Source organism: Rouxiella aceris (assembly GCF_012933545.1).
Taxonomy (GTDB): Bacteria; Pseudomonadota; Gammaproteobacteria; order Enterobacterales; family Enterobacteriaceae; genus Rouxiella; species Rouxiella aceris.
On sequence record NZ_JAADJU010000016.1, the window covers coordinates 1 to 22,096 of the forward strand.

The 22,096-nt window shown below is 53.0% G+C and carries 21 protein-coding genes; 4 read left to right on the forward strand and 17 right to left on the reverse strand.

Annotation, left to right across the window (positions count from 1 at the left end; all coding sequences use genetic code 11):
• Positions 1-224 precede the first annotated feature (224 nt).
• From hemG to pepQ, 4 genes are read right to left on the reverse strand one after another with little or no spacing between them, the layout of a single operon-like run.
• The gene (gene hemG, locus GW590_RS22495) at positions 225-758 is read right to left on the reverse strand and encodes a menaquinone-dependent protoporphyrinogen IX dehydrogenase (RefSeq protein ID WP_169405421.1); all 534 of its coding nucleotides are present in this window, start codon (positions 756-758) and stop codon (positions 225-227) included.
• Between the two features lie 37 nt (positions 759-795).
• Positions 796-2,247, reverse strand: coding sequence for a Trk system potassium transporter TrkH (gene trkH, locus GW590_RS22500; protein ID WP_169405323.1), 1,452 nt, complete (start codon positions 2,245-2,247; stop codon positions 796-798).
• 39 nt (positions 2,248-2,286) lie between these two features.
• Complete coding sequence (locus GW590_RS22505; protein WP_169405324.1) at positions 2,287-2,895, reverse strand: IMPACT family protein; 609 nt, start codon at positions 2,893-2,895, stop codon at positions 2,287-2,289.
• Complete coding sequence (gene pepQ, locus GW590_RS22510) at positions 2,895-4,226, reverse strand: Xaa-Pro dipeptidase (RefSeq protein ID WP_169405325.1); 1,332 nt, start codon at positions 4,224-4,226, stop codon at positions 2,895-2,897. The genes GW590_RS22505 and pepQ overlap by 1 nt, the downstream gene beginning before the upstream one ends.
• A 200-nt stretch (positions 4,227-4,426) precedes the next feature.
• On the opposite strand from pepQ, the gene fadB reads away from it, so the two are divergent.
• Both fadB and fadA read left to right on the forward strand, forming a co-directional pair.
• A complete protein-coding gene (gene fadB, locus GW590_RS22515; RefSeq protein ID WP_169405326.1) occupies positions 4,427-6,616 on the forward strand; it encodes a fatty acid oxidation complex subunit alpha FadB in 2,190 nt (729 codons plus the stop codon).
• A gap of 11 nt (positions 6,617-6,627) precedes the next feature.
• On the forward strand, positions 6,628-7,791 hold the full coding sequence (gene fadA, locus GW590_RS22520) for an acetyl-CoA C-acyltransferase FadA (protein ID WP_169405327.1): 1,164 nt from the start codon (positions 6,628-6,630) through the stop codon (positions 7,789-7,791).
• 41 nt (positions 7,792-7,832) lie between these two features.
• Here fadA and fre read toward each other — a convergent pair whose 3' ends face one another.
• From fre to pepE, 3 genes are all read right to left on the reverse strand, one after another.
• Positions 7,833-8,534 (reverse strand): NAD(P)H-flavin reductase, encoded by a 702-nt coding sequence (gene fre / locus GW590_RS22525; RefSeq protein WP_169405328.1) that lies wholly within the window; start codon positions 8,532-8,534, stop codon positions 7,833-7,835.
• Between the two features lie 151 nt (positions 8,535-8,685).
• On the reverse strand, positions 8,686-10,173 hold the full coding sequence (gene ubiD / locus GW590_RS22530) for a 4-hydroxy-3-polyprenylbenzoate decarboxylase (RefSeq protein WP_169405329.1): 1,488 nt from the start codon (positions 10,171-10,173) through the stop codon (positions 8,686-8,688).
• Between the two features lie 144 nt (positions 10,174-10,317).
• A complete protein-coding gene (gene pepE, locus GW590_RS22535; protein WP_169405330.1) occupies positions 10,318-11,043 on the reverse strand; it encodes a dipeptidase PepE in 726 nt (241 codons plus the stop codon).
• A gap of 128 nt (positions 11,044-11,171) precedes the next feature.
• Here pepE and rfaH point away from each other — a divergent pair, with 128 nt between their 5' ends.
• Positions 11,172-11,660, forward strand: a complete 489-nt coding sequence (rfaH, locus tag GW590_RS22540) for a transcription/translation regulatory transformer protein RfaH (RefSeq protein ID WP_169405331.1) — start codon at positions 11,172-11,174, stop codon at positions 11,658-11,660.
• A gap of 28 nt (positions 11,661-11,688) precedes the next feature.
• Here rfaH and tatD read toward each other — a convergent pair whose 3' ends face one another.
• From tatD to udp, 10 genes are all read right to left on the reverse strand, one after another.
• Positions 11,689-12,474 (reverse strand): 3'-5' ssDNA/RNA exonuclease TatD, encoded by a 786-nt coding sequence (gene tatD, locus GW590_RS22545; RefSeq protein ID WP_169405332.1) that lies wholly within the window; start codon positions 12,472-12,474, stop codon positions 11,689-11,691.
• A 56-nt stretch (positions 12,475-12,530) separates the two neighbouring features.
• A complete protein-coding gene (gene tatC, locus GW590_RS22550) occupies positions 12,531-13,301 on the reverse strand; it encodes a Sec-independent protein translocase subunit TatC (RefSeq protein WP_169405333.1) in 771 nt (256 codons plus the stop codon).
• A 2-nt stretch (positions 13,302-13,303) separates the two neighbouring features.
• On the reverse strand, positions 13,304-13,897 hold the full coding sequence (gene tatB / locus GW590_RS22555; RefSeq protein ID WP_169405334.1) for a Sec-independent protein translocase protein TatB: 594 nt from the start codon (positions 13,895-13,897) through the stop codon (positions 13,304-13,306).
• 3 nt (positions 13,898-13,900) lie between these two features.
• On the reverse strand, positions 13,901-14,170 hold the full coding sequence (gene tatA / locus GW590_RS22560; protein ID WP_169405335.1) for a Sec-independent protein translocase subunit TatA: 270 nt from the start codon (positions 14,168-14,170) through the stop codon (positions 13,901-13,903).
• 146 nt (positions 14,171-14,316) lie between these two features.
• Complete coding sequence (ubiB, locus tag GW590_RS22565; RefSeq protein WP_169405336.1) at positions 14,317-15,957, reverse strand: ubiquinone biosynthesis regulatory protein kinase UbiB; 1,641 nt, start codon at positions 15,955-15,957, stop codon at positions 14,317-14,319.
• Positions 15,954-16,562 (reverse strand): ubiquinone biosynthesis protein UbiJ, encoded by a 609-nt coding sequence (ubiJ, locus tag GW590_RS22570; RefSeq protein WP_169405337.1) that lies wholly within the window; start codon positions 16,560-16,562, stop codon positions 15,954-15,956. The genes ubiB and ubiJ overlap by 4 nt, the downstream gene beginning before the upstream one ends.
• Before the next feature lie 13 nt (positions 16,563-16,575).
• Complete coding sequence (gene ubiE / locus GW590_RS22575) at positions 16,576-17,352, reverse strand: bifunctional demethylmenaquinone methyltransferase/2-methoxy-6-polyprenyl-1,4-benzoquinol methylase UbiE (RefSeq protein WP_169405338.1); 777 nt, start codon at positions 17,350-17,352, stop codon at positions 16,576-16,578.
• Positions 17,353-17,489: 137 nt separating this feature from the next.
• A complete protein-coding gene (gene rmuC, locus GW590_RS22580; RefSeq protein ID WP_328803096.1) occupies positions 17,490-19,073 on the reverse strand; it encodes a DNA recombination protein RmuC in 1,584 nt (527 codons plus the stop codon).
• A gap of 136 nt (positions 19,074-19,209) precedes the next feature.
• A complete protein-coding gene (locus GW590_RS22585) occupies positions 19,210-19,719 on the reverse strand; it encodes a DedA family protein (RefSeq protein ID WP_408014957.1) in 510 nt (169 codons plus the stop codon).
• Between the two features lie 366 nt (positions 19,720-20,085).
• Positions 20,086-20,847: a uridine phosphorylase gene (gene udp / locus GW590_RS22590; RefSeq protein ID WP_169405340.1), complete on the reverse strand. Its 762-nt coding sequence runs from the start codon at positions 20,845-20,847 to the stop codon at positions 20,086-20,088.
• A gap of 366 nt (positions 20,848-21,213) precedes the next feature.
• Here udp and GW590_RS22595 point away from each other — a divergent pair, with 366 nt between their 5' ends.
• Positions 21,214-22,041: a dienelactone hydrolase family protein gene (locus tag GW590_RS22595; protein ID WP_169405341.1), complete on the forward strand. Its 828-nt coding sequence runs from the start codon at positions 21,214-21,216 to the stop codon at positions 22,039-22,041.
• Positions 22,042-22,096 lie beyond the last annotated feature (55 nt).

The following is a 22,096-nucleotide window of genomic DNA, read 5'->3' on the forward strand; positions in this document are numbered from 1 at the left end:
AGGTGGCGTATCTTACGCTTTCCTCTTTTGATGTCAACCGTTAATTTCGCGGTCATCATCATTTTTATTCTTTCCGACCCGGTTACTTCGTGATGTTGTTCACGTTGTTCCCTGTCGATGGAGGCGCATTATAGGGACTTCTCAGCAGGCCGCAACCCTTAATTTCGATAAATTTGCCAAACGTTTCTTTTTTCTACGAAACGTACAGGTAGCCAGCATTACCGCTATTTTTTCACCGCTAGTTTGCCAAAATCGGCAGCAAACTGTTTTACCTGTTGCCAATCGGTGTACTCCACTTCTTTACTGGTATCCGTTTCGCCACCGGTAATACGCATAATAAGTTGAATCATCACTCTGTCTAACCAGCCATAACGCGGATAGCGCAACGCACCGGCAAAGACATTGCACAGCGTCGGCTTCCAGGGTGTAGCTAAAAGAAACTTACGGGTATAGGCATTGGTCTGCGGTGTGCGCTTCTCGGGTTTACGCGCCGTCAGGTTAACGGAGAAGAAAGCCGAGGGCATCGCGTTAAGCTCAACAATATGCTGCTTGATAAACTTGTTGAGCACAGGCGCAAAATGACCATAACGAATCGACGCGCCAATCATCACTTTGCTATAGCTGCTCAAATCAATCTGACCGGCATCTTGCAGATCCATCACTTCACAGTCCGCACCCTCTTTTAAGCAGCTACCTATATAAGAAGCGATTGCATGGGTCTGTCCATCTCGACTTGCATAAAGCACCAGGGCTTTCATCGCCGTCTCCTTTCTACGTAAGGGATCCATGGTTTGCTTACTCCTTCCAGAACGTTGGGGTAAACAACACTAATAAGGTAAAGACTTCCAGGCGACCAAACAGCATGGTCAAAATCAGTATCCATTTTGCCGCATGATTCATTGAAGCAAAGTTGTCCGCTACGACGCCAAGGCCTGGCCCGAGGTTATTAAGGGTGGCAGTGACGGCGGCAAAAGCCGAGAAGTTATCCACCCCGGTGGCCACAATAGCCAGCATACTGATAATAAATACCAGCGCGTAGGCGGAGAAGAATCCCCATACCGCTTCCAGGATGCGTTCTGGCAATGCCCGGTTACCCAACTTGATGGTATAGACCGCGTTAGGGTGCACCAGCCTTTTAAGCTCGCGTGAGCCCTGTAGATACAACAGCAGGATGCGGATCACCTTTAGCCCGCCGCCGGTAGAGCCGGCGCAGCCGCCGATAAAAGCGGAACAAAGCAGCAGGATAGGTAAAAACAACGGCCATCTGGCAATACTGTCGGTGGTGTAGCCGGCGGTAGTGGCCATGGAAACGACCTGGAAGAATGCCTGATTCAAGGTTGTCAGCCCGGAACTGTAGGTATCGTGCATCCACAGTACCGAGGTACAGATCACAACCAGCGTCAATTGCACCCCCATATACATGCGAAATTCCGGGTCTCGCCAATAGACTTTGATATTGCGACCGCTCAGCAAGGCAAAATGCAGACCGTAGTTACAGCCGGAGATCAGCAGGAAGATGGCGATAATGGTGTTGATGGTGCCGCTATGAAAATAGCCGATGCTGGCGTCATGGGTAGAAAAACCTCCAATGGCAATAGTCGAGAAGCTATGGCTGATGGCATCAAATGCCGACATACCGGCGCCCCATAACGAAAAGGCACAGGCGATGGTCAGCAGCAGATAGATAAGCCACAGCGTTTTGGCCGTCTCGGCAATACGCGGGCGCATCTTGTTATCTTTCAACGGACCCGGCATTTCGGCGCGATAAAGCTGCATCCCGCCGACACCCAGTATGGGCAAAATAGCCACGGCCAGCACAATGATCCCCATACCGCCAAACCATTGCAGCATCTGACGATAAAACAGGATGGCGTGCGGCAGGCTGTCCAGCCCCACCAGGGTGGTCGCGCCGGTGGTAGTCAGACCGGAGAAGGATTCAAAAAAGGCGTCGGTCACCGTCAGGCTGGGGCGTTCGGAGAACAGAAAAGGCAAAGCCCCCACGCTACCCAGCACGGTCCAGAACAGCACCACAATCAGAAAACCTTCACGCGGTTTCAGCTCGCTGCGCTGTTTACGATTGGGCGCCCACAGTAGCAAACCGATAGCCAGTGCAACGAAAAACGTTTCACTAAACGCGCGACCCGCACCGTCTCGATAAATTAATGCCACTATCCCGGGAATAATCATCGTTCCCGAGAAAAGAATAACCAGCACCCCGACAATTCGGGTTATGGCACGAAAATGCATGCGGCCACATTCCTCTGCAAATAAAATGCGATAAATTGATCAAACAGGCTGCAGAAGCAGCGAACCACGACTGAGGTTATAGAGTCGGTTCACAATTTCTGCCGCTTCGTATGCTGGCAACGACAGACGGATATCTACTGCTGCGCCATATTCACTTTGTAATATGCTGCCACCGACCTGTTGCAATAAGGTCTCAATCATGGCGATTTGCCCATAATCGCATTGCAGCAAAAATTCGGCCTGCGGCACCTTTTGTTTTATCGGTAAACTGGCCAGTGCCAATTGCACGCCATTGCCATAGGCCCGCACCAATCCCCCGGTGCCCAATTTGATACCGCCGTAGTAACGCACCACCACGGCGGTGATCTCGCCAATACCGCTGCCCATCAACTGGCCGAGGATTGGTTTTCCTGCGGTACCGGCAGGCTCGCCATCATCGGAAAAGCCCAGTTGCTGCGAATCATTGGGCGGTCCGGCAACATAAGCCCAGCAATGATGACGCGCAGCAGGATGCCGGCTTTTAATCAACTGCACAAAAGCCTTGGCCGCTTCCACGCCTGGGGTGGGTTCCAGCAAGGTGATAAAGCGGCTTTTTTTTATCTCTTCGCTGACCTCAACAGGTTGAGCGGGAATGGGATAAGGCTGCATCAGGCAAGTTTCAAATCACGCGTCATATTTTCAATACGATTATCGTGGATAACAATATTGTCTTCGATACGAATGCCACCAAAAGGTTTCATTGCCTCAATCTTGTCCCAGGCAAAATGCTTACTGAACTTGCCATCGCGCCACCGGGCCAACAGCGACTCAATAAAGTACAAACCCGGTTCAATGGTCAAGACCATACCCGGCTGAATAATGCGGGTACAGCGCAGATAAGGATACTGCGACGGTGCCGCCAGATGGGTGCCGTTCTCATCCTGCATAAAGCCACCGACATCATGCACTTGCAAACCCAGTTGATGCCCCAGACCGTGCGGCAGGAAAGGTCCGGTCAGATCCTGCTCGACCATCGCCTCTTCACTGATATCGACAATCAGCTTATGTGCCTTGAGAATACGCGCAATACGGTGGTGCATCTGCACATGATAGTCGGTATAGCTGACGCCCGGCTTGATACTGTCAATCAGCGCAAGCTGCTCGCGATTGAGGTCTTTTACCAGCTCGGCGAAATCGCTGTCCGCGTTGGCGGCATAGGTCCGCGTCAGATCGGCGGCATAGCCATTGTATTCGGTACCGGCATCTATCAGGAAGCTGCGCATTTCGGCAGGCGGCTGATGTTGCAGGGTGGTGTAATGCAATACCGAGGCGTGCTCGTTCAGGGCAACAATATTGCCATAGGGCACTTCGGTTTCACGATGGCCGGTGGCGGTAAGATAGGCCATGCTGATATCAAACTCGCTCATCCCCGACAAAAATGCTTCCTGCGCCGCGCGATGGCCGCTAACCGCCACTTTTTGCGCTTCGCGCATACAAGCCACTTCATAGTCGGTTTTATAGGCACGATGATAGTGCAAATAGTCGAGCACTGCTTGCGGGTTAAGATGGTCAGCGGTAATGCCCAGGCTCAGCGCCCGATCCTGACAATAGCCGATATAGGCCACGCGCGATAAGTCCGCAGGCAGCTGCTTCTTGATGTCGTCGGGTTTGGTCAGGCCATGTACCTGCACATCTTGCGTCCAGAACGAATTCGGCAGCGGCTCAACGCTGTGCCAGTAGTCGACCGGAGAGTAAAACCACAGTTTGGGGGCATTGACCCCATCCACCCACAGCCAGCAGTTGGGAACCTGGATCACTGGAACCCAGGCTTTAAACTGTGGATTGACCTTGAAGGCATAACTGTAGTCATCAAGAAAAGTCGCCTGCAATTCACCGGAGTGGATCAGCAGAGCATCGAGTTGGTTGCGTTGCAAAATTTCCAGCGCACGCGCCTGTAAAACGGCGATATGTTCTTTATAAAGTGTAGCGAGCGATTCCATCAACCTGTCCTTACTTAGATACATACGATAAGTGCAAAACATTGCCGCATCTTATCACAGCCAGCCGCAGGCCGTAGCCCCGCAAGCTTTGTGATCTTGCCTGCAAAATACAATCAACTGATTTGCATTTCGTTAACATAAAAACCACACTCCATTCATCTGGTCATACCAGATCGTCACCGATGATTCAGGAGAGAGACATGCTCTATCAAGGCGAAACACTGCACCTGCACTGGCTCGAAGAGGGGATTGCCGAGCTGGTATTTGATGCCCCAGGCTCTGTCAATAAGCTCGATACCAGGACGGTTGCCAGTCTGGGCGAAGCGATTTCCGTGCTCGAACAACAGCGCGGTCTGCAAGGGCTGCTACTTAGCTCTGCCAAACCGGCATTTATTGTAGGTGCCGATATTACCGAGTTTCTGTCGCTGTTTAATGCGCCAAGCGAAAAACTGCATCAGTGGTTGGGCTTTGCCAACGGTATTTTCAATCGCCTTGAGGATCTGCCGGTGCCGACAATCTCGGCTATTGCCGGTTACGCCCTGGGTGGCGGCTGCGAGTGTGTACTGGCCACCGATTTTCGTATTGCCACGGCGGACAGTCGCATCGGTCTGCCGGAAACCCGCCTTGGCATTATGCCGGGTTTTGGCGGTTCGGTCCGTCTGCCGCGCCTGCTCGGGACAGACAGCGCGCTGGAAATTATTGCTGCCGGTAAAGATATCAGCGGCAGTGAAGCGCTTAAGCTTGGACTGGTTGATGCCGTAGTCAGCGCCGACAAACTGCATGAGTGTGCGCTGAATATGTTGCGCCAGGCAGTTGCGGGCAAACTGGATTGGCAGGCACAACGCCAACCGAAACTGCTACCGCTTAAACTCAGCGCTATCGAAGCGACAATGTGTTTCAGTGTAGCAAAGAGCATGGTGCTGCAAACCGCAGGTAAACATTATCCGGCACCGATGACCGCGGTGAAAACCATTGAAGCTGCCGCTAAAATGGGGCGCGATGAGGCGCTGGTGCTGGAAACGCGCAGTTTTGTTCCCCTCGCCCAGTCCGATGAAGCTCGCGCCCTGGTGGGGATTTTCCTCAACGATCAATTTGTTAAAGGCAAAGCGAAAAAGCTGGCCGCTGGCAATGAAAAACCGCAACAGGCGGCGGTGCTTGGTGCCGGGATTATGGGCGGCGGGATCGCCTATCAATCGGCGCTGAAAGGCGTGCCGGTAATTATGAAGGATATCAGTGATAAATCACTGCACCTCGGCGTCAACGAAGCGGCCAAACTGCTGAATAAACAGTTGCAGCGCGGCAAGATCGACGGCCTGAAAATGGCAAAAATCCTGGCCACCATCCAGCCTACCCTCAGTTATAGCGGCATTGAACGGGCACAGATCGTGGTGGAAGCGGTGGTCGAAAATCCCAAAGTCAAAGCGGCGGTATTGGCCGAGGCAGAAGCGCTGCTCGATGAGCAGGCAATACTCGCTTCCAACACCTCCACCATTCCCATCGATAGCCTGGCCGCGGCGCTGCAACGCCCGGAAAATTTCTGCGGTATGCACTTTTTTAACCCGGTGCATCGCATGCCGTTGGTTGAAATAATCCGCGGCAGCAAAACCTCTGAGCAAACGCTGTCACGCGTTGTCGCCTACGCTTCGGCCATGGGCAAGACACCGATTGTGGTCAACGACTGTCCGGGATTTTTTGTTAACCGCGTACTCTTTCCCTATTTTGCCGGATTCAGTCTGTTGATGCGCGACGGTGCCGATTTCCAGCAGATCGACAAAGTGATGGAAAAACAGTTCGGCTGGCCAATGGGTCCGGCCTATTTGCTGGATGTGGTGGGGATCGACACCGCGCATCACGCCCAGGCGGTGATGGCCAACGGTTTCCCTGACCGTATGGCCAAGGATTATCGCGATGTGGTTGATATCCTCTACGATGCCCAGCGCTTTGGTCAGAAAAATCAGCAGGGCTTCTATCGCTACAGCGAAGACAGCAAGGGCAAACCTCGCAAAGAAACGGATCCACAGGTGACGTCACTGCTGGCAAGCGGGCATCCGCCGGCCAAAGAATTTACGCCGCAGCAAATTATTATGCGCATGATGATCCCGATGATTAATGAAGTGGTGCGCTGTCTGGAAGAGAAGATCATCGCCAGCCCCGCCGAGGCGGATATGGCGCTGGTCTATGGTATCGGCTTCCCTCCTTTCCACGGCGGGGTGTTCCGTTATCTGGATACGCTCGGCAGCAGCCAGTATGTGCAACTGACGCAAGAATATGCCCATCTTGGTCCGCTGTATCAGGCACCAGACGGACTGCGTCACAAGGCCGAGACCAACGAAAGCTATTATCCGCACGCCGAACCCTTGACCGATCTGCACAACGGCCAACAGGCATAAGGACCGAAACCATGGAAAATGTAGTGATTGTCGATGCGGTCCGCACCCCGATGGGCCGTTCTAAAGGCGGCGCTTTCCGCCATGTTCGCGCTGAAGATTTATCCGCGCACCTGATGCGTGCCTTGCTGACGCGCAACCCGGCACTTGAGGCTGGCGATATCGACGATATCTATTGGGGCTGCGTGCAGCAAACGCTGGAACAAGGTTTTAATATTGGTCGCAATGCCGCACTGCTGGCTGAGATCCCGCACAGTGTGCCGGCGGTGACCATCAATCGGCTATGTGGCTCTTCGATGCAGGCTTTGCACGATGCCGCCCGCGCGATTATGGTTGGCGATGCTCATATCAGCCTGATTGGTGGCGTTGAGCATATGGGGCATGTGCCGATGAATCATGGCGTCGACTTTCATCCCGGTCTAAGCCGCACCGTGGCCAAAGCCGCAGGTATGATGGGATTGACGGCAGAAATGCTGGCCAAAATGCACCATATCAGCCGTGAGATGCAGGATGAATTTGCCGCTCGCTCCCACCAGCGCGCTCACGCGGCCACGGTTGCCGGACATTTTGCCAATGAGATTGTCGCCACCAACGGTCATGATGCCGAGGGTATGTTAATCAATCTGGATTACGATGAAGTGATACGCCCGGAAACCACGGTTGCGTCGCTGGCCGCGCTGCGACCGGCGTTCGATCCGCAAAATGGCACTGTCACTGCCGGTAGTGCTTCGGCGCTATCCGACGGCGCGGCGGCCATGCTGATCATGAGCGAGTCGCGTGCCGCTGCGCTGGGATTGAAAGCCCGCGCCAAGATCCGCGCCATGGCGGTGGTCGGCTGCGATCCGTCAATTATGGGCTACGGACCGGTTCCCGCCACCCGGCTGGCGCTTAAACGTGCCGGACTTACGCTGGCGGATATCGGTTTGTTTGAACTCAACGAAGCCTTTGCCGCCCAGTCGCTACCTTGTATTAAAGATCTCGGCCTGCTGGACAGTATGGAGCAGAAGGTCAACCTCAACGGTGGCGCCATTGCCCTTGGCCATCCGTTGGGTTGTTCCGGCGCACGCATTGCCACCACCCTGCTTAATCTGATGGAACGCAAAGACGTGCAGTTTGGCGTAGCGACCATGTGTATCGGTCTGGGCCAGGGGATCACTACGGTTTTTGAAAGAGTTTAGTTGCCGTCTTCCCGCCCGTCAGGGCGGGCTTTTTTGCCTAATCAGATAAACGCAAAGGCATCGCCAAACATGCGTTCTTCCAGCGCACCGCGCTCGGCACAGAAGCGTTCGCGGGCAATTTTCGCCATCTCAAAACGACCGGCAATATAGATATCCTGTTCGCTCAGCGAGTCAAAGTCCTGCAATACCGCGCTTAGCACGGTGCCGCTTCTTCCCGTCCATCCTGCTTCCGGCTGTTCGACCACCGGGATCACTTTCAGATTAGGATGCTGCACGCTCAGCGCCTCTAACTCACCCAAATCATAGAGATGTTTGAGCTCGCGCCCGCCCCAATAGATAGCGATATCGCGATTGGGCTGTTGCGCCAGGGCAGTGATCAAAATAGAACGCACGTAAGAGAAACCGGTGCCACCGGCGATCAACAGCAAAGGGCGTTCGCTATCTTCCCGCAGCCAGGCTTCGCCGTGCGGGGAATCGATCTCAATGGTCGGCTGTTTCAGAATGCGGTCCATCACCGCCATGGCGTAGAGATTTAGCTCAGATGCGCCAATATGCAGTTCCAGAAATTGGGTTTCTGAAGGCACCGAGGCAATAGAGAACGGGCGTTTGTCTCGCTCATCCATTACCACCATCAAATATTGTCCGGCACGGAATGAAAAAGATGACTCCGGTTGCAGGCGAACCCGATACACAGTGTCAGTGATGGCCTCAACCGAGGACACTTTACAGCTCATTATGGTCATGCATTCCCTCTGAGGGTCATCAGATCTCAACTGGTAGCAAACATCGTCTGCACATAGCACACAGACAGTTTACCCTTCGATACCGGCATAATAATAAGGCAGCGCGCAACGGGACCGCGCGGCTGCAATAAGTAAAACAGGTACATCGGTGTTATTTCGTGGTTTTGCCGGTGTTAAAAATATCCAGCTCGTCCCAGATAGCATCAACGCGTTGGCACACCTGAGGATCCATCACAATCGGACGTCCCCATTCGCGATCGGTCTCGCCCGGCCACTTATTAGTGGCATCCATCCCCATTTTGGAACCCAATCCGGAAACCGGCGAGGCAAAATCAAGGTAATCGATGGGCGTGTTTTCAACCAGAACCGTATCACGTGCCGGATCCATTCGGGTGGTAATGGCCCAAATCACATCTTTCCAGTCACGGGCATTAATGTCGTCATCACACACAATAACAAATTTTGTGTACATAAACTGCCGCAAAAATGACCAGACCCCCATCATCACGCGTTTGGCATGCCCGGGATATTGTTTCTTCATGGTGACCACGGCCAGGCGATATGAACAACCTTCCGGCGGCAGATAAAAATCGACAATTTCCGGGAACTGTTTTTTCAGGATTGGCACAAAGACTTCATTCAATGCCACGCCCAATACCGCCGGTTCATCGGGCGGTCTTCCGGTAAAGGTGGAGTGATAAATCGCATCTTTACGCTGGGTGATATGGGTTACGGTGAAAACCGGGAAATTATCTACTTCATTATAATAGCCGGTATGATCGCCGTAAGGGCCTTCTGGCGCCATTTCCCCCGGCTCGATATAGCCTTCCAATACGATTTCCGCACTGGCCGGGACTTCGAGATCGTTGGAGATACACTTGACCACTTCCGTTTTACTGCCACGCAGTAAACCGGCAAACGCATACTCGGACAAGGTATCAGGTACCGGCGTCACGGCACCTAAAATGGTCGCCGGATCGGCACCCAGTGCAACCGCCACCGGAAAACGTTGCCCCGGATTTTGTTGACACCATTCCTGAAAGTCCAACGCACCGCCGCGATGCGACAGCCAGCGCATAATCAGTTTGTTTTTACCTAATACTTGCTGGCGATAAATGCCCAGGTTTTGCCGTACCTTATGTGGTCCGCGAGTGACCGTCAGGCCCCAGGTGATCAGCGGTGCGGCATCTTCTGGCCAGCAGTGCATAACCGGAATGCGGCCCAAATCGACGTCTTCACCCTGCCAGACCTGCTCCTGACAAGGAGCGGAGCTCAGGCATTTGGTGGCCATATTCAACACTTGTTTGAACTTGGGCATTTTGTCGTAGAAATCGCGAAAACCGCGCGGCGGCTCAGGCTCTTTCAAAAAAGCCAGCAGTTCGCCCACTTCACGCAGTGCGCCGACGTTATCTTGCCCCATGCCCTTGGCAACACGGTCGGGCGTGCCAAATAAGTTGCACAGCACCGGCATATCGTAGCCTTTGGGATTTTCAAAAAGCAACGCCGGGCCACCGGCACGCAAGGTGCGATCGGCAATTTCCGTCATTTCGAGGTAAGGATCAACAGGTTGAGTGATGCGTTTGAGGTCGCCCTGTTTTTCCAGCAAAGAAAGGAAGTCACGTAGGTCACGATATTTCATACGAGGCACGTCATTATAAGTTTTATCACCAAATTTAGGAGGCAGTATAAAGCCTGTCGGCCGCTGTGGCTGCTTTTTTCAATTTCGCAACATCAGCGGCGCGACAGACCGGATTATCCGCCGCTGTTCAATTTGACCATGCTATTAAAGGCAATTGAAGGGAACAAGACCGGAAAGTGCTCGCGTGTCCACATACTCCTTGGTCTCATGACCGTAGTGGAACACTTTAAAGCCTTCGCCTTTGGCGCTGTAATACCGCAGGTCATTGCCGGAAATGTGCAACATACTGCCTTCACGCAGGGCAATCACCGACTCACTGGTGTTAACCATGCAGAATTCGGTCAGTCGATCGTCGCGGGTTTCGCCCATATGACCACTAACCTGCACATCGGTATAGTGAGGATTGATCTGTACCGGGAACAGACCCAACGCAGGCAATACTACCGCGTTACGCACCGGCATATCATTGGTGGTACGAATACTTGGCGTGGCGACATTACAACCCGCGCTCCAGCCAATATAAGGAATGCCTCGTTCACGCACCGCGCGTTGAATAGGAACGATCAGGTCTTTCTCATGCAGCATCTGGTTCAACATCCAGCTATTGCCGCCGCTGACCAGAATACATTGTGCCTGTTCGATAGCGATAGCCGGGACACCGGCATGATGGATACTGCCGACTTTAATTCCCAGCGCATGCTCAAGCTCAACCGCCCGGGCGTCGTAATCACTGCGGATCAAAGCATAAGGGATCAATACGGCAGAGGTAATATTGCGAGACTTCAACAACCCCTTGATCTGCTCATGAGCATAATCCAAGGGCTCACTGTCGCTTGAAAGCTTACCGTTACTCAGTAAGAACAATTCCATTACTTTTCTCCAAAAGTTACTGTCAGACCTGATGTTACCATTGCAGTCCGGCAGGCGCTGCACGCGCGGCTATTTATCCATTAAAGCTTTTGTTATCCTCATCCGGTTAGTTAAGAGGAAACCCAATAATGGAAAGCTGGTATTTACTGTATTGCAAACGAGGTCAACATGTTCGTGCTCAGGAGCACCTTGAACGTCAACAGGTTCAATGTCTTGTGCCCACGATCGCGTTAGAGAAGGTCGTCCGTGGTCGCCGTACCCTGGTAGATGAGCCTTTGTTTCCAAACTACATGTTTATCTCATTTGATCCTGAAAAAATCCATACCACGACGATCAGCGCCACCCGTGGCGTAAGTCATTTCGTCCGGTTTGGACCTCAGCTTGCCATGGTCAATCCTGCGGTGATTGACCAGTTGGTTAATCAACCCTTGCCCGAAGTCCGCGACCCGGAAACGCCACATACCGGCGATAGCGTATTAATCATTGATGGGGTATTTGAGGGCCTGCAGGCTATCTATACCGAACCAGACGGCGAGCGGCGTTCTCATCTGTTGCTGAATCTGCTTAATCAACAGGTAAAACAAAGCCTCGGCAACACCCAATTCCAGAAAATCTGAGTACGTATCCGCCCTGTCCTACTATGACTCAAAGTCTGAATAACCGACGCGCATTTTCGTCGGTTATTTTCGCCAGCATCTGCGGTTCTTCATCCAGCTCTCGCCAACGTGCCACCTGTGCGACGATATGCGGCAGAAAACATGGCTCGTTGCGCCGTGACCTGGGTTTATCGGCCATATCCCGCGGCAACAAGTAGGGGGCATCGGTTTCCAGCAGCAGACGTTCGGCAGGGATCAACGATAACATCTCCCGTAACTCCAGCCCGCGACGTTCGTCGCAGACCCAACCGGTGATGCCGATAGACAGGCCGAGAGATAAATAGTCTTCCAGCTCTTGCTGACTGCCGGTAAAGCAGTGAACCACCGCCCCCGGCAAACGATCGAGCCAGGGTTGCAACAGCTGGCTAAAACGCGGGGCAGCGTCGCGACAGTGTAAAAACACCGGCAGTTCCAGCTCGGCAGCCAGGGCCAGCTGAGCGCTAAACGCCGTTTCCTGCTCGGCTGGCGTTGAGAAATTACGGTTAAAATCCAGTCCGCACTCGCCTATCGCCACCACGCGGGGAGCCTGAGCCAACTCGCGTAATGCCTGCTCAACCTCCCGATCCCAGGAGCTGGCGTGATGGGGATGGACACCGGCAGTCGACCAGCAAAAGTCAGGATACTGCGTAGCCAGCAATTGCGCCTGATGGCTCTCTGCAAGGGAGGTGCCGGTGATCAACATGCCGCTAAGACCTGCCGACTTGGCCCGTGACACCACCTCGGCACGATCTTTATCAAATTGATTACTGGTTAAATTCAGACCGATTTCAAACATAGCGTCTCTCAAAAAAGAAACCGCCCAACTGGACGGTTTATTAATCGGCAAATGACTTACGATGCATCTGGCTCGCTGTCAGCCTCATCGTCGTCATCGCTACGACGTTTTTTGCCGACATAGAAACGTGCAAAGAACACGCCAATCTCAAACAGGCAGTACATGGGGATCGCCAATAGCGTCTGAGAGAAAACGTCAGGCGGTGTCAGCAACATACCGACGACAAAAGCACCGACCAGCACATAAGGTCGTTTCTTGCGCAGATCGGCAGGCGTGGTCACCCCGGTCCAGCACAGCAGGATAATGGCGATAGGCACTTCGAACGACACGCCAAATGCCATAAAGATGGCCATCACAAAATCGAGGTACTTGTTAATATCCGTCGCGAGCTGCACACCTGCCGGTGCGGTTTTGGCAAAAAAGGCAAATGCCAAAGGGAACACCAGGAAATAGGCAAACGCCATGCCGATATAGAACAGGATAGAGCTGGAAAACAGCAGCGGCATCATTAGCCGACGTTCATGCTTATATAACGCCGGTGCCACAAAGCCCCATACCTGATAGAGAATAAAAGGTGCCGAGACAAAGACCGAGACGATCATCGTCAACTTGATAGGCGTAAAGAATGGCGAGGCAACGTCGGTGGCGATCATGCTCGATCCCAAAGGCATCACCTTGATCAGCGGTGCTGAAACCATGTAGTAGATATCGTTGGCAAAATAAACCAGTGCCAAAAAAACCACAATCACGCAAATAATGGAATTCAACAGGCGCTTACGCAGCTCAATCAAATGACTGATAAGCGGTTGTGTATCATCAACTGCCATATTTAGCGTTCACCCGTTGGTTGTGAAGAAGGAGCCGTTTTCACCGCAGGCTGACTATCAATAGCCGCCGCGGGCGATTCTATTGGCTTGCTTGCCGGTGCAGAAGCAATACCAGCGGATGGCGCAACGTCAGCAGTAATGGTGCTTTCTGGCGTAACCACCGGTGCACTGGCAACCTGATCGGCAGACGCGGGCGAAACGCCCTCTTCATAATGGGCTGTGGCATCTTTCAACAGCGGATTATGAATGGTATTACCCTCATCTTTGGCTGCGGCGATAGATTTGTCAGCAGGATCAAGATCCAGCGTAATAGAGCGCTTCATGGAAGAGGCCGCTTCTTTCAAATCGTCGATAGAGGATTTGATTTCAGGCGACAGGTTTTTTAACCCGGCTTCTTCTGCTTTCTTCAGGCTATCTTGCAGCTCTTGCAGTTTCAGCTCCTGATTCAGCTCATTTTGCACCGATGCTGCCATCGATCGTAGTGTGCGGATCCAGGCCGCCACCGTTCTTACCGCCACGGGCAAACGCTCAGGTCCCAACACCACCAGACCAATCACAAATACCAGTAACAGCTCACTAAACCCAATGTCGAACACGGCTTATACCTGCTCTTTGTCTTGTCTTTTAGTTTCGTCTGCTTTCGTTTCCGGCTTGCTGCCCGCAATAGACTTGGCCGAAAAGTCTGCATCAGACCCGGTTGTTGCAGTTTCTTTAGGTGTCTTGCTGCTATCGTCATCGTTCATGGCTTTTTTAAAGCCCTTGATCGAGGCACCAAGATCGCTACCCAGTCCACGCAGTTTCTTGGTACCAAACAGCAGTACCACGATCACCGCGATGACCAGCAACTGCGTCATACTTATTCCAGCCATGATATTCACCTCAATATAACAAGAAGTTACTGCCAATCGTATGGTTAACGCACGATTTAAACTTATTGGTTGCTACCCAAGCTGTTGACGCTGACAGATCAATGATGATGGGGTATTACCCTCGGCCAACGTAAAATCTGTCGGGTTTATTCCGTCTTGCAGGTTCGTCGCCAGCCGACAATCCAGGAAACCAGCCCTGCGGCAATCAGCCATACCGGATAAACCTCAATCTTGCCAAGCAGCAAAGCCGTACCGCTAATCAGTAACGCAGCACCGACGCCAAACAGATAGCGGGATTGACCCTGACGTTCGTTCTGCGTCTGTAACTGATGGCTCAGTTTCTCAATATTATGCTGCAAAAGCTGATGCTGTTTTAAGCTGTCATACACCAGTTCAGGGAGTTCAGGAAGTTTCTCAATCCAGAATGGCGCCCGCTCTTTGAAGGCACGAACCATTGCAGGCAGTCCCACCTGGTCACGGATCCAGCTTTCCAGAAAAGGCTTTGCCGTGGTCCAGAGGTCAAGCTGAGGATAGAGCTGCCTGCCCAGGCCTTCAACATACAACAGGGTTTTTTGCAGCAACACCAGCTGCGGCTGCACCTGCATATTAAAGCGCCGGGCGGTGTTAAACAGGTTTAACAAAACGTTGCCAAAAGAGATTTCTGCCAACGGCTTTTCAAAAATAGGCTCGCAGACGGTGCGGATGGCAAACTCAAACTCTTCAACGTTGGTATCACGCGGAACCCAGCCAGAATCGACATGCAGCTCGGCTACCTTGCGATAATCCCGATTGAAGAAGGCAATAAAGTTCTCAGCCAGATAACGCTTATCATTTTTGTTCAGCGATCCAACTATGCCGCAATCTATAGCGATGTAGCAAGGGTCTTCCGGGGTTTTGTGGCTAACAAAAATATTGCCAGGATGCATATCCGCATGGAAAAAGCTGTCGCGAAATACCTGGGTGAAAAATATCTGCACACCGCGTTCGGCCAACAGTTTCATATTGGTTCCCTGTTTTTCCAGGGCGACCACATCCGACACCGGGATACCGTAGATCCGCTCCATTACCAGCAAACGTTCGCTACAGTAATCGGGATAAACTTCAGGAACATACAGCACCGGGCTGTCTTCAAAGTTGCGGCGTAGTTGAATGGAGTTGGCTGCTTCACGCAGCAGATTCAGCTCATCAAACAGCGTTTTTTCGTACTCTTTGACCACTTCGCGCGGACGCAGGCGACGCCCGTCAGGCAACAACATCGGTACCCAACCCGCCAGCCGTGACATCAGACGGGTATCTGCCCTGATGATGGGCATAATATCCGGGCGAATCACCTTCAGCACCACCTGTTGGCCATTTTCCTTTAAAACCGCAGTATGGACCTGGGCAATAGAGGCTGATGCCAGTGCATTCTGATCAAAATCATCAAACCAGGTTTCAATGGGACCACCCAGTGACAGCTCAATATGCTTGCGGGCCAAGGCACCATCAAAAGGCGCGACATGGTCCTGCAACAGGGCAAGCTGATCGGCAACGTGGGGAGGGAACAGATCGCGGCGGGTCGATAACATCTGACCAAACTTGATCCACACCGGTCCCAGCTCTTCAAGGGCCAGACGCAGACGGGTACCCAAGGGTTTTTCTTTATGACGGAAGGGGATCCAAAAGAACAGATACCGCCCCAGTCGCAGCGGCAGGGTCAATTTAATCTTGGGGATCAGCTGATCGAGTCCGTACGTCAGAAATACCCGAATAATCAGATACAGGCGGCGCATTTCACCTGGTGTCATGGAGTCTCCCCAAGCTTGAGTAAACGCGCTTCCAGCGCATTGATTTGGCGTTCCAGCGCCGAGACTTCATCGGCAAACCAGGCAGTTTCCAGCGTTCCCGGTGCCAGTTTCCACTCTTCGGTCAGGGCCTGGGCCAACTGGTCCTGGTGCTTTTTCACCCCCGAGGTCAGAAAGCGAAAACCGCCGGCGAAGACCTGGCTGAGACTCTGCGCGGCAATATCACCGATGTAGGGTGCCAGCAGTTCCGCAGGCTCCCACTCTGACATATCCAGCAGTGCGGCAAACTGCTGCACCACCTGAATATCACCGTCCACCACCAGTTCACCGCTGCGGATCAGCGGCGCAAGCTGTTGCCGATCGCGTAACTTGCGTAGCACAACAAGGCGAGTGTTAAGAGTGCAATCTGCCTCCCCGTCCCACTGTCCGACAACGTCTATTTTTTGTTCCGAGAAAATCAGCGTCAGCGGCGAACTCAGTTCCTGCAGATCAATGCGCAAAACCTTGCCAGCCAGACGCAGCCTCGCGGCCTTCATACTGCGGTCCTTGAACAGCAATTGATTAAGAGCAGTCTCAATGGCAGCAGTCAATAACGGAGTCAACAACATCGGCATTTCCATATCAGAACTTGTAACCTCGATGCAGCGCAACAATGCCACCGGTGAGGTTGTTATAAGTCACGTTCTCAAAGCCTGCATCGGCCATCATGCCTTTCAGGGTTTCCTGATCCGGGTGCATACGGATAGATTCCGCCAGATAACGATAGCTCTCGGCATCCTTGGTTACCATCTGGCCAATTCTTGGCAGCACATGGAACGAATAGGTATCATAAATTTTGCTCAGTGGCGCCAGCACCGGTTTGGAGAACTCCAGCACCAGCAAACGGCCACCCGGCTTTAACACACGGAACATGGAGCGCAACGCTTTCTCTTTTTCGGTCACATTGCGCAACCCAAAAGAGATGGTAATGCAGTCGAAATAGTTGTCCGGGAAAGGCAGCGCTTCGGCGTTGGCCTGTACGTAGCTGACATTGCCAACGATGCCTTTGTTGCGCATTTTCTCGCGCCCCACCTTCAGCATGGAGTCGTTGATATCGGCCAGCACCACCTGACCCTCTTCGCCAACCAGGCGAGAGAACTTGGCGGTCAAATCACCGGTACCACCGGCAAGATCCAGTACGCGATGGCCGCGACGTACACCGCTGCAATCGATAGTGTAACGCTTCCAGATACGATGAATACCGAATGACATCAGGTCATTCATCAGATCATATTTCGCGGCCACAGAGTGAAAAACGTCGGCCACCATCTCTGCTTTATTATTTTTGGCTACGGTACGAAACCCAAAATGTGTGGTTTCTGAAGGATTTACATCTTTTTCCTGCGTCTGCTTTTCCATGTTTCTGCCTGCTTATTCAGTATATCGCCTGGGGAAAGTGTATCAGAACCCCGGAGAAAGCCCCATCACCGATACGGTTAGCGCCGCACGCGGTGTTCAAGGCGCGGTATTATTGTTCGCTCGCCGAGCAAAACAAATTAAAAGTGTTTTTGCGATCCGACACTGTCCTGCGTTGCCGCAAGAGGGTCATTATCTCGCAGTTCGTCCTCTTGCGCCGGAGATTCTGGCTGTTCACCGTCGTCGACCTCATCAAGGGATGCCTGCAGTTGCGGATCGTCCTCGCGGCGCGCCCTTGCGGCCAGCGCCGGGTTAATAGGTCGTTTAACTTCAACCCCCAAGGCCCTGAATCCTTCGACCTGACCAATAAGATTACCACGGCCTTGGGCAAGTTTGTTCATTGCCAATCGATAACTTACCTGTGCTTTATCGAGGCTCTGCCCCATCGACTGCATATCATCAACAAAGAGTCTGAGTTTGTCATACAGCCGCGCCGCCTTGTCGGCAATATGCTTGGCATTTTGGCTCTGATGCTCGTAGCGCCATAAGTTACTAATTGTCCGCAACGCGACCAGTAAGGTGGTCGGGCTGACCAGCATAATGTTGTGACTCAGGGCTTCGCTAATCAACTCAGGCTCTTTGTCGATGGCCACCAGAAAGGCCGGTTCAACCGGAATAAACATCAATACATAATCCAGGCTGCGCAATCCCGGCAGTTGCTGGTAATCCTTGCGGCCCAATAAACGCATATGGCCGCGCACGGAGGCAATATGCTCATTAAGCGCCAGCTCGCGCTCAAGATCGTCGTCGCTGTTGAAATAGCGTTCATAGGCCACCAGCGACATTTTTGCGTCGATCACCACATCTTTGCTCTGCGGCAAACGCACCACCACATCGGGCTGCATTCTGCTGTTTTCTTCGGTTTGTACGCTGACCTGGGTCTGATACTCATAGCCTTCGCGCAAACCGGAGGCTTCAAGCACCCGACTGAGCACCACTTCGCCCCAGTTGCCCTGGGTTTTGTTATCGCCTTTCAGCGCCTTGGTAAGGTTGAGCGCCTCACGCGCCATCTGGGCATTGAGCTGTTGCAGACTGCGGATCTCATGGGTCAGGGTATGGCGTTCACGCGCTTCCTGACCAAAGCTGTCCTGCACCTGGCGACGAAAACCGTCGAGTTGCTCACGCAGTGGCAACAGCAGTTTATCGAGGCTCTGTTTGTTCTGTTCATCCGCCCGGCGTCCGGTTTGCTCAAAGATACGATTGGCCAGATTCTCAAACTGACTATTCAGACGCTGCTCGCTGTTGATCAACAACCGCTGCTTATCTTCGGCCGCCAGCCGCGTTTCGTCGAGACGCGTGGCCACTTCGCGCAGCTCTGCCTCTTGCGCGCTGTTGATTTCTCGCTGCGCCCGCAGTTCCTGATTAAGCTGTTCGCACTCACTCTGCCAATGGGCCAGCAGTTGCAATTTCTCGACGCTGGCCGCCTGTGCACTGTGCAGCGTTCGCAGTTCGATTTCGTTATCTCGCTGCTGCTGTCTTAGCTGCAAAAGGTCCTGCTGCAGACGCTCTTTTTCGCTGTTGAGCTGCATCTGCGCCTGTTCGAGTAATTTATAACGCGTATCGCTGTCGGCCTGACGCTGCTGTTGCCGCAGGCTGGACAATAACCAGCCGAGGAACAGGCCAACCAGGCCGCTGCCTGCCGCGTAAATAAGGCTGATATCCACGGGTTCTCTCTCTATCTGAGTCTGTTGTTGGTCAAGGTAAATGCATACTGTATGGATGTCCAGATGCTTTTTACTGACCCACCTTCACTTTGCGAGACAGCTCGCGAGAACAGAACGCAGACCCGCCCCTGCGCGTTTAAAACCAGTGGCTGAGCCATTGAATACCAAAGGCACCGGGTGCCAGGATGCCAAATCCCCATACCAGCGCCGAGGTAATATTGGCCAGTTGGAAGTAACGCTGAGGCATACCGCAAATTCCGGCAACCAGCGGCACTACGGCACGTAAGGGACCAAAAAAGCGGCCGATAAAAGCCCCTGGCATCCCCCAGCGTTCAAAGAACGCGTGTCCGCGCGCCAGCATTTGCGGATGGCGAGTAAAGGGCCAAAGATGAGGCACACGATCGCGGTAGTGAAAGCCAATCCAGTAAGAGAGCCAGTCACCAAAAAATGCCCCCGCCGCCGCACCGGCAAAAATTGGCCAGAATGGAATACCCGCTTCGCCGATCAGTGCGCCGACGCCCAACAGGATCACCGTGGCCGGTAACAGTAAAGAGAGAAAAGCCAGTGACTCGCCAAAGGCCAGGAAAAAGACAATCGGTACCGCCCAGGCCTGATGTTGACGGACAAACTCCGTGGTGTATTGCATAACTTCGTTAATGCTCAAAAATTACCGCCTCTATTTTGCTGACAACTAAAAAGACCTTTTCATTGAAAGTAACCAGGATGCGGGTCATGCCGCACCGGCAGTGAAAAACCAAAGGATAGCAGCACGGATGACCATAACAGATAGCGGCGCGGAGATAAAAAAAGGGCCGCCGGAAGGCAGCCCTCAGACTGCTGACAAAGTCCGTTATTAGGGAGAGTGCACCGTTGGGGTCGTAGCGGGCTTGCCCGCCGGAGCGCCCCTGGGTGTGCTATGCCCGAGTATCTCGATCATCAAGACGACTTTGTCATCAAACTCAGGGCCGCCGGAAGGCAGCCCTGATTAAGCAGTAGTCAGCAAAAATCAGAATTAAATCAGGTGACGTGCAGCCGCAACCACAATGGCCACGGCATGGCTTTCGGTCTGTTTCATGGTTTCGGCATTGGGGATTTCCTGCTGGGTGCGGTTGACGATCACCCCGGCCACCATACCGGCACGCAATCCCTGACTGGCACACATGGTCAGCAGGGTGGCGGATTCCATTTCATAGTTCATCACACCCATTTCCTGCCAGTCTTTCATCGACTCTCTGAAACGGCGAACTACGCGACCCGAGTAGGTATCGTAACGTTCCTGGCCAGGATAAAAGGTATCCGAAGAGGCGGTCACGCCAATATGGGTGGTAGCCCCGACTTCCTTGGCTGCCGCCACCAGTGCGGTAGTACAGGTAAAGTCGGCCACCGCAGGGAATTCCATCGGCGCAAAATGCAGGCTGGCACCGTCAAGACGGACTGCCGCGGTGGTGACCAACACATCGCCAACGTTAATATGCGGCTGGATGGCACCGGTTGTGCCGACGCGTAAAAATGTACGGATCCCCAGCTGGGCCAGCTCTTCAACAGCAATCGAGGTGGAAGGTCCGCCGATCCCGGTGGAGCAGACAATCACGGCTTTGCCGTCCAGTTCTGCCCGCCATGAGGTAAATTCGCGATGAGAAGCCAGGCGAACCGGGTTTTCCATCAGTTTTGCGATTTTTTCAACACGTTCAGGGTCACCGGGGACGATGGCCAGCGTGGCACCCTGTAGTTGGCTTTTGGTCAGGCCAAGATGAAAAACGTCAGACTGAGACATAAATTAACTCCTTTATAATTCGGGTCGTGTTTTTATTCGGTCATCACTTCACAGAGGAATACCCTGCTACTTTATCGCGCATTACCGGCCAATTTTGTGATAATCATCGCTAAGCAAAACCGCAACTATCATTGCATACATTAAAATTGTGACTAAACTCACATTTAATCAGTGAGGTGACGTTTTTTCAGACAGCATTACCTGCTATTCGCCACTGCGCTGGATTACATTGCTGTTTAATCATCTTATCTATGGCCTAAACTATAGAACAGGCCGCTCGGTTGAAGTGCTGGCGTTATCGCTTATAGTTAAAATCGCAGTATTTATTTTGGAAAAAATAGTCCTTATCCCTGTATGGAGACTGCAATGAGAAAAGAAGAAACAATAGAACTAAAACAAGCACCTGCCAGTTTCTCTCCTGCCGTAACGCCGGTTTCTGCCACGACTGTCTATACAGATAGTGAAGGTTTGCATGCCGGGGAAACCACTATCCCGTCACAGGGTGAAGATCTGCCTGCCTATCTGGCCCGCCCGGCCAGCTTTAGTGGCAAACTGCCCATTGTGTTAGTGGTGCAGGAGATTTTCGGGGTCCATGAACATATTCGCGATATTTGCCGGCGTCTGGCAAAAGAGGGTTATCTGGCCATTGCCCCTGAACTCTATTTCCGTCAAGGGGATCCAACACAATATAGCGATATTGGCGAGCTGCTGGACAAGCTGGTCAGTAAAGTGCCGGATCAGCAGGTGCTGGCAGATCTCGATCACAGTGCCCACTGGGCCTCTCTGCACGGTGGCGACGCCAGCAAGCTGGCAATCACCGGCTTCTGCTGGGGTGGCCGCATTGCCTGGCTGTATGCCGCGCATAGCCCGCAGCTCAAGGCCGGAGTGGCATGGTATGGCAAATTGGTCGGTAATAAAACGTTGACTAATCCGACGCATCCGATAGATGAAGCCATCGACCTGACCGCGCCGGTCTTAGGCCTGTACGGCGGTCAGGATAGTGGCATTCCGCTGGATACCGTCGAAAGCATGCGCCAGGCGATCCGTGCCGCCAATGCCGATGCCGAAATCGTGGTCTATCCGCAGGCCGGTCATGCCTTTAACGCCGACTACCGCCCAAGCTATGATGCCGAAGCGGCCGCCGACGGTTGGCAACGGATGCTGGCCTGGTTCGCCAAAAATGGCGTGAAGTAAGACAGCTCTCAATAATATCAAGGCCGCCGTCAGTCACCGCTGACGGCGGCCTTTT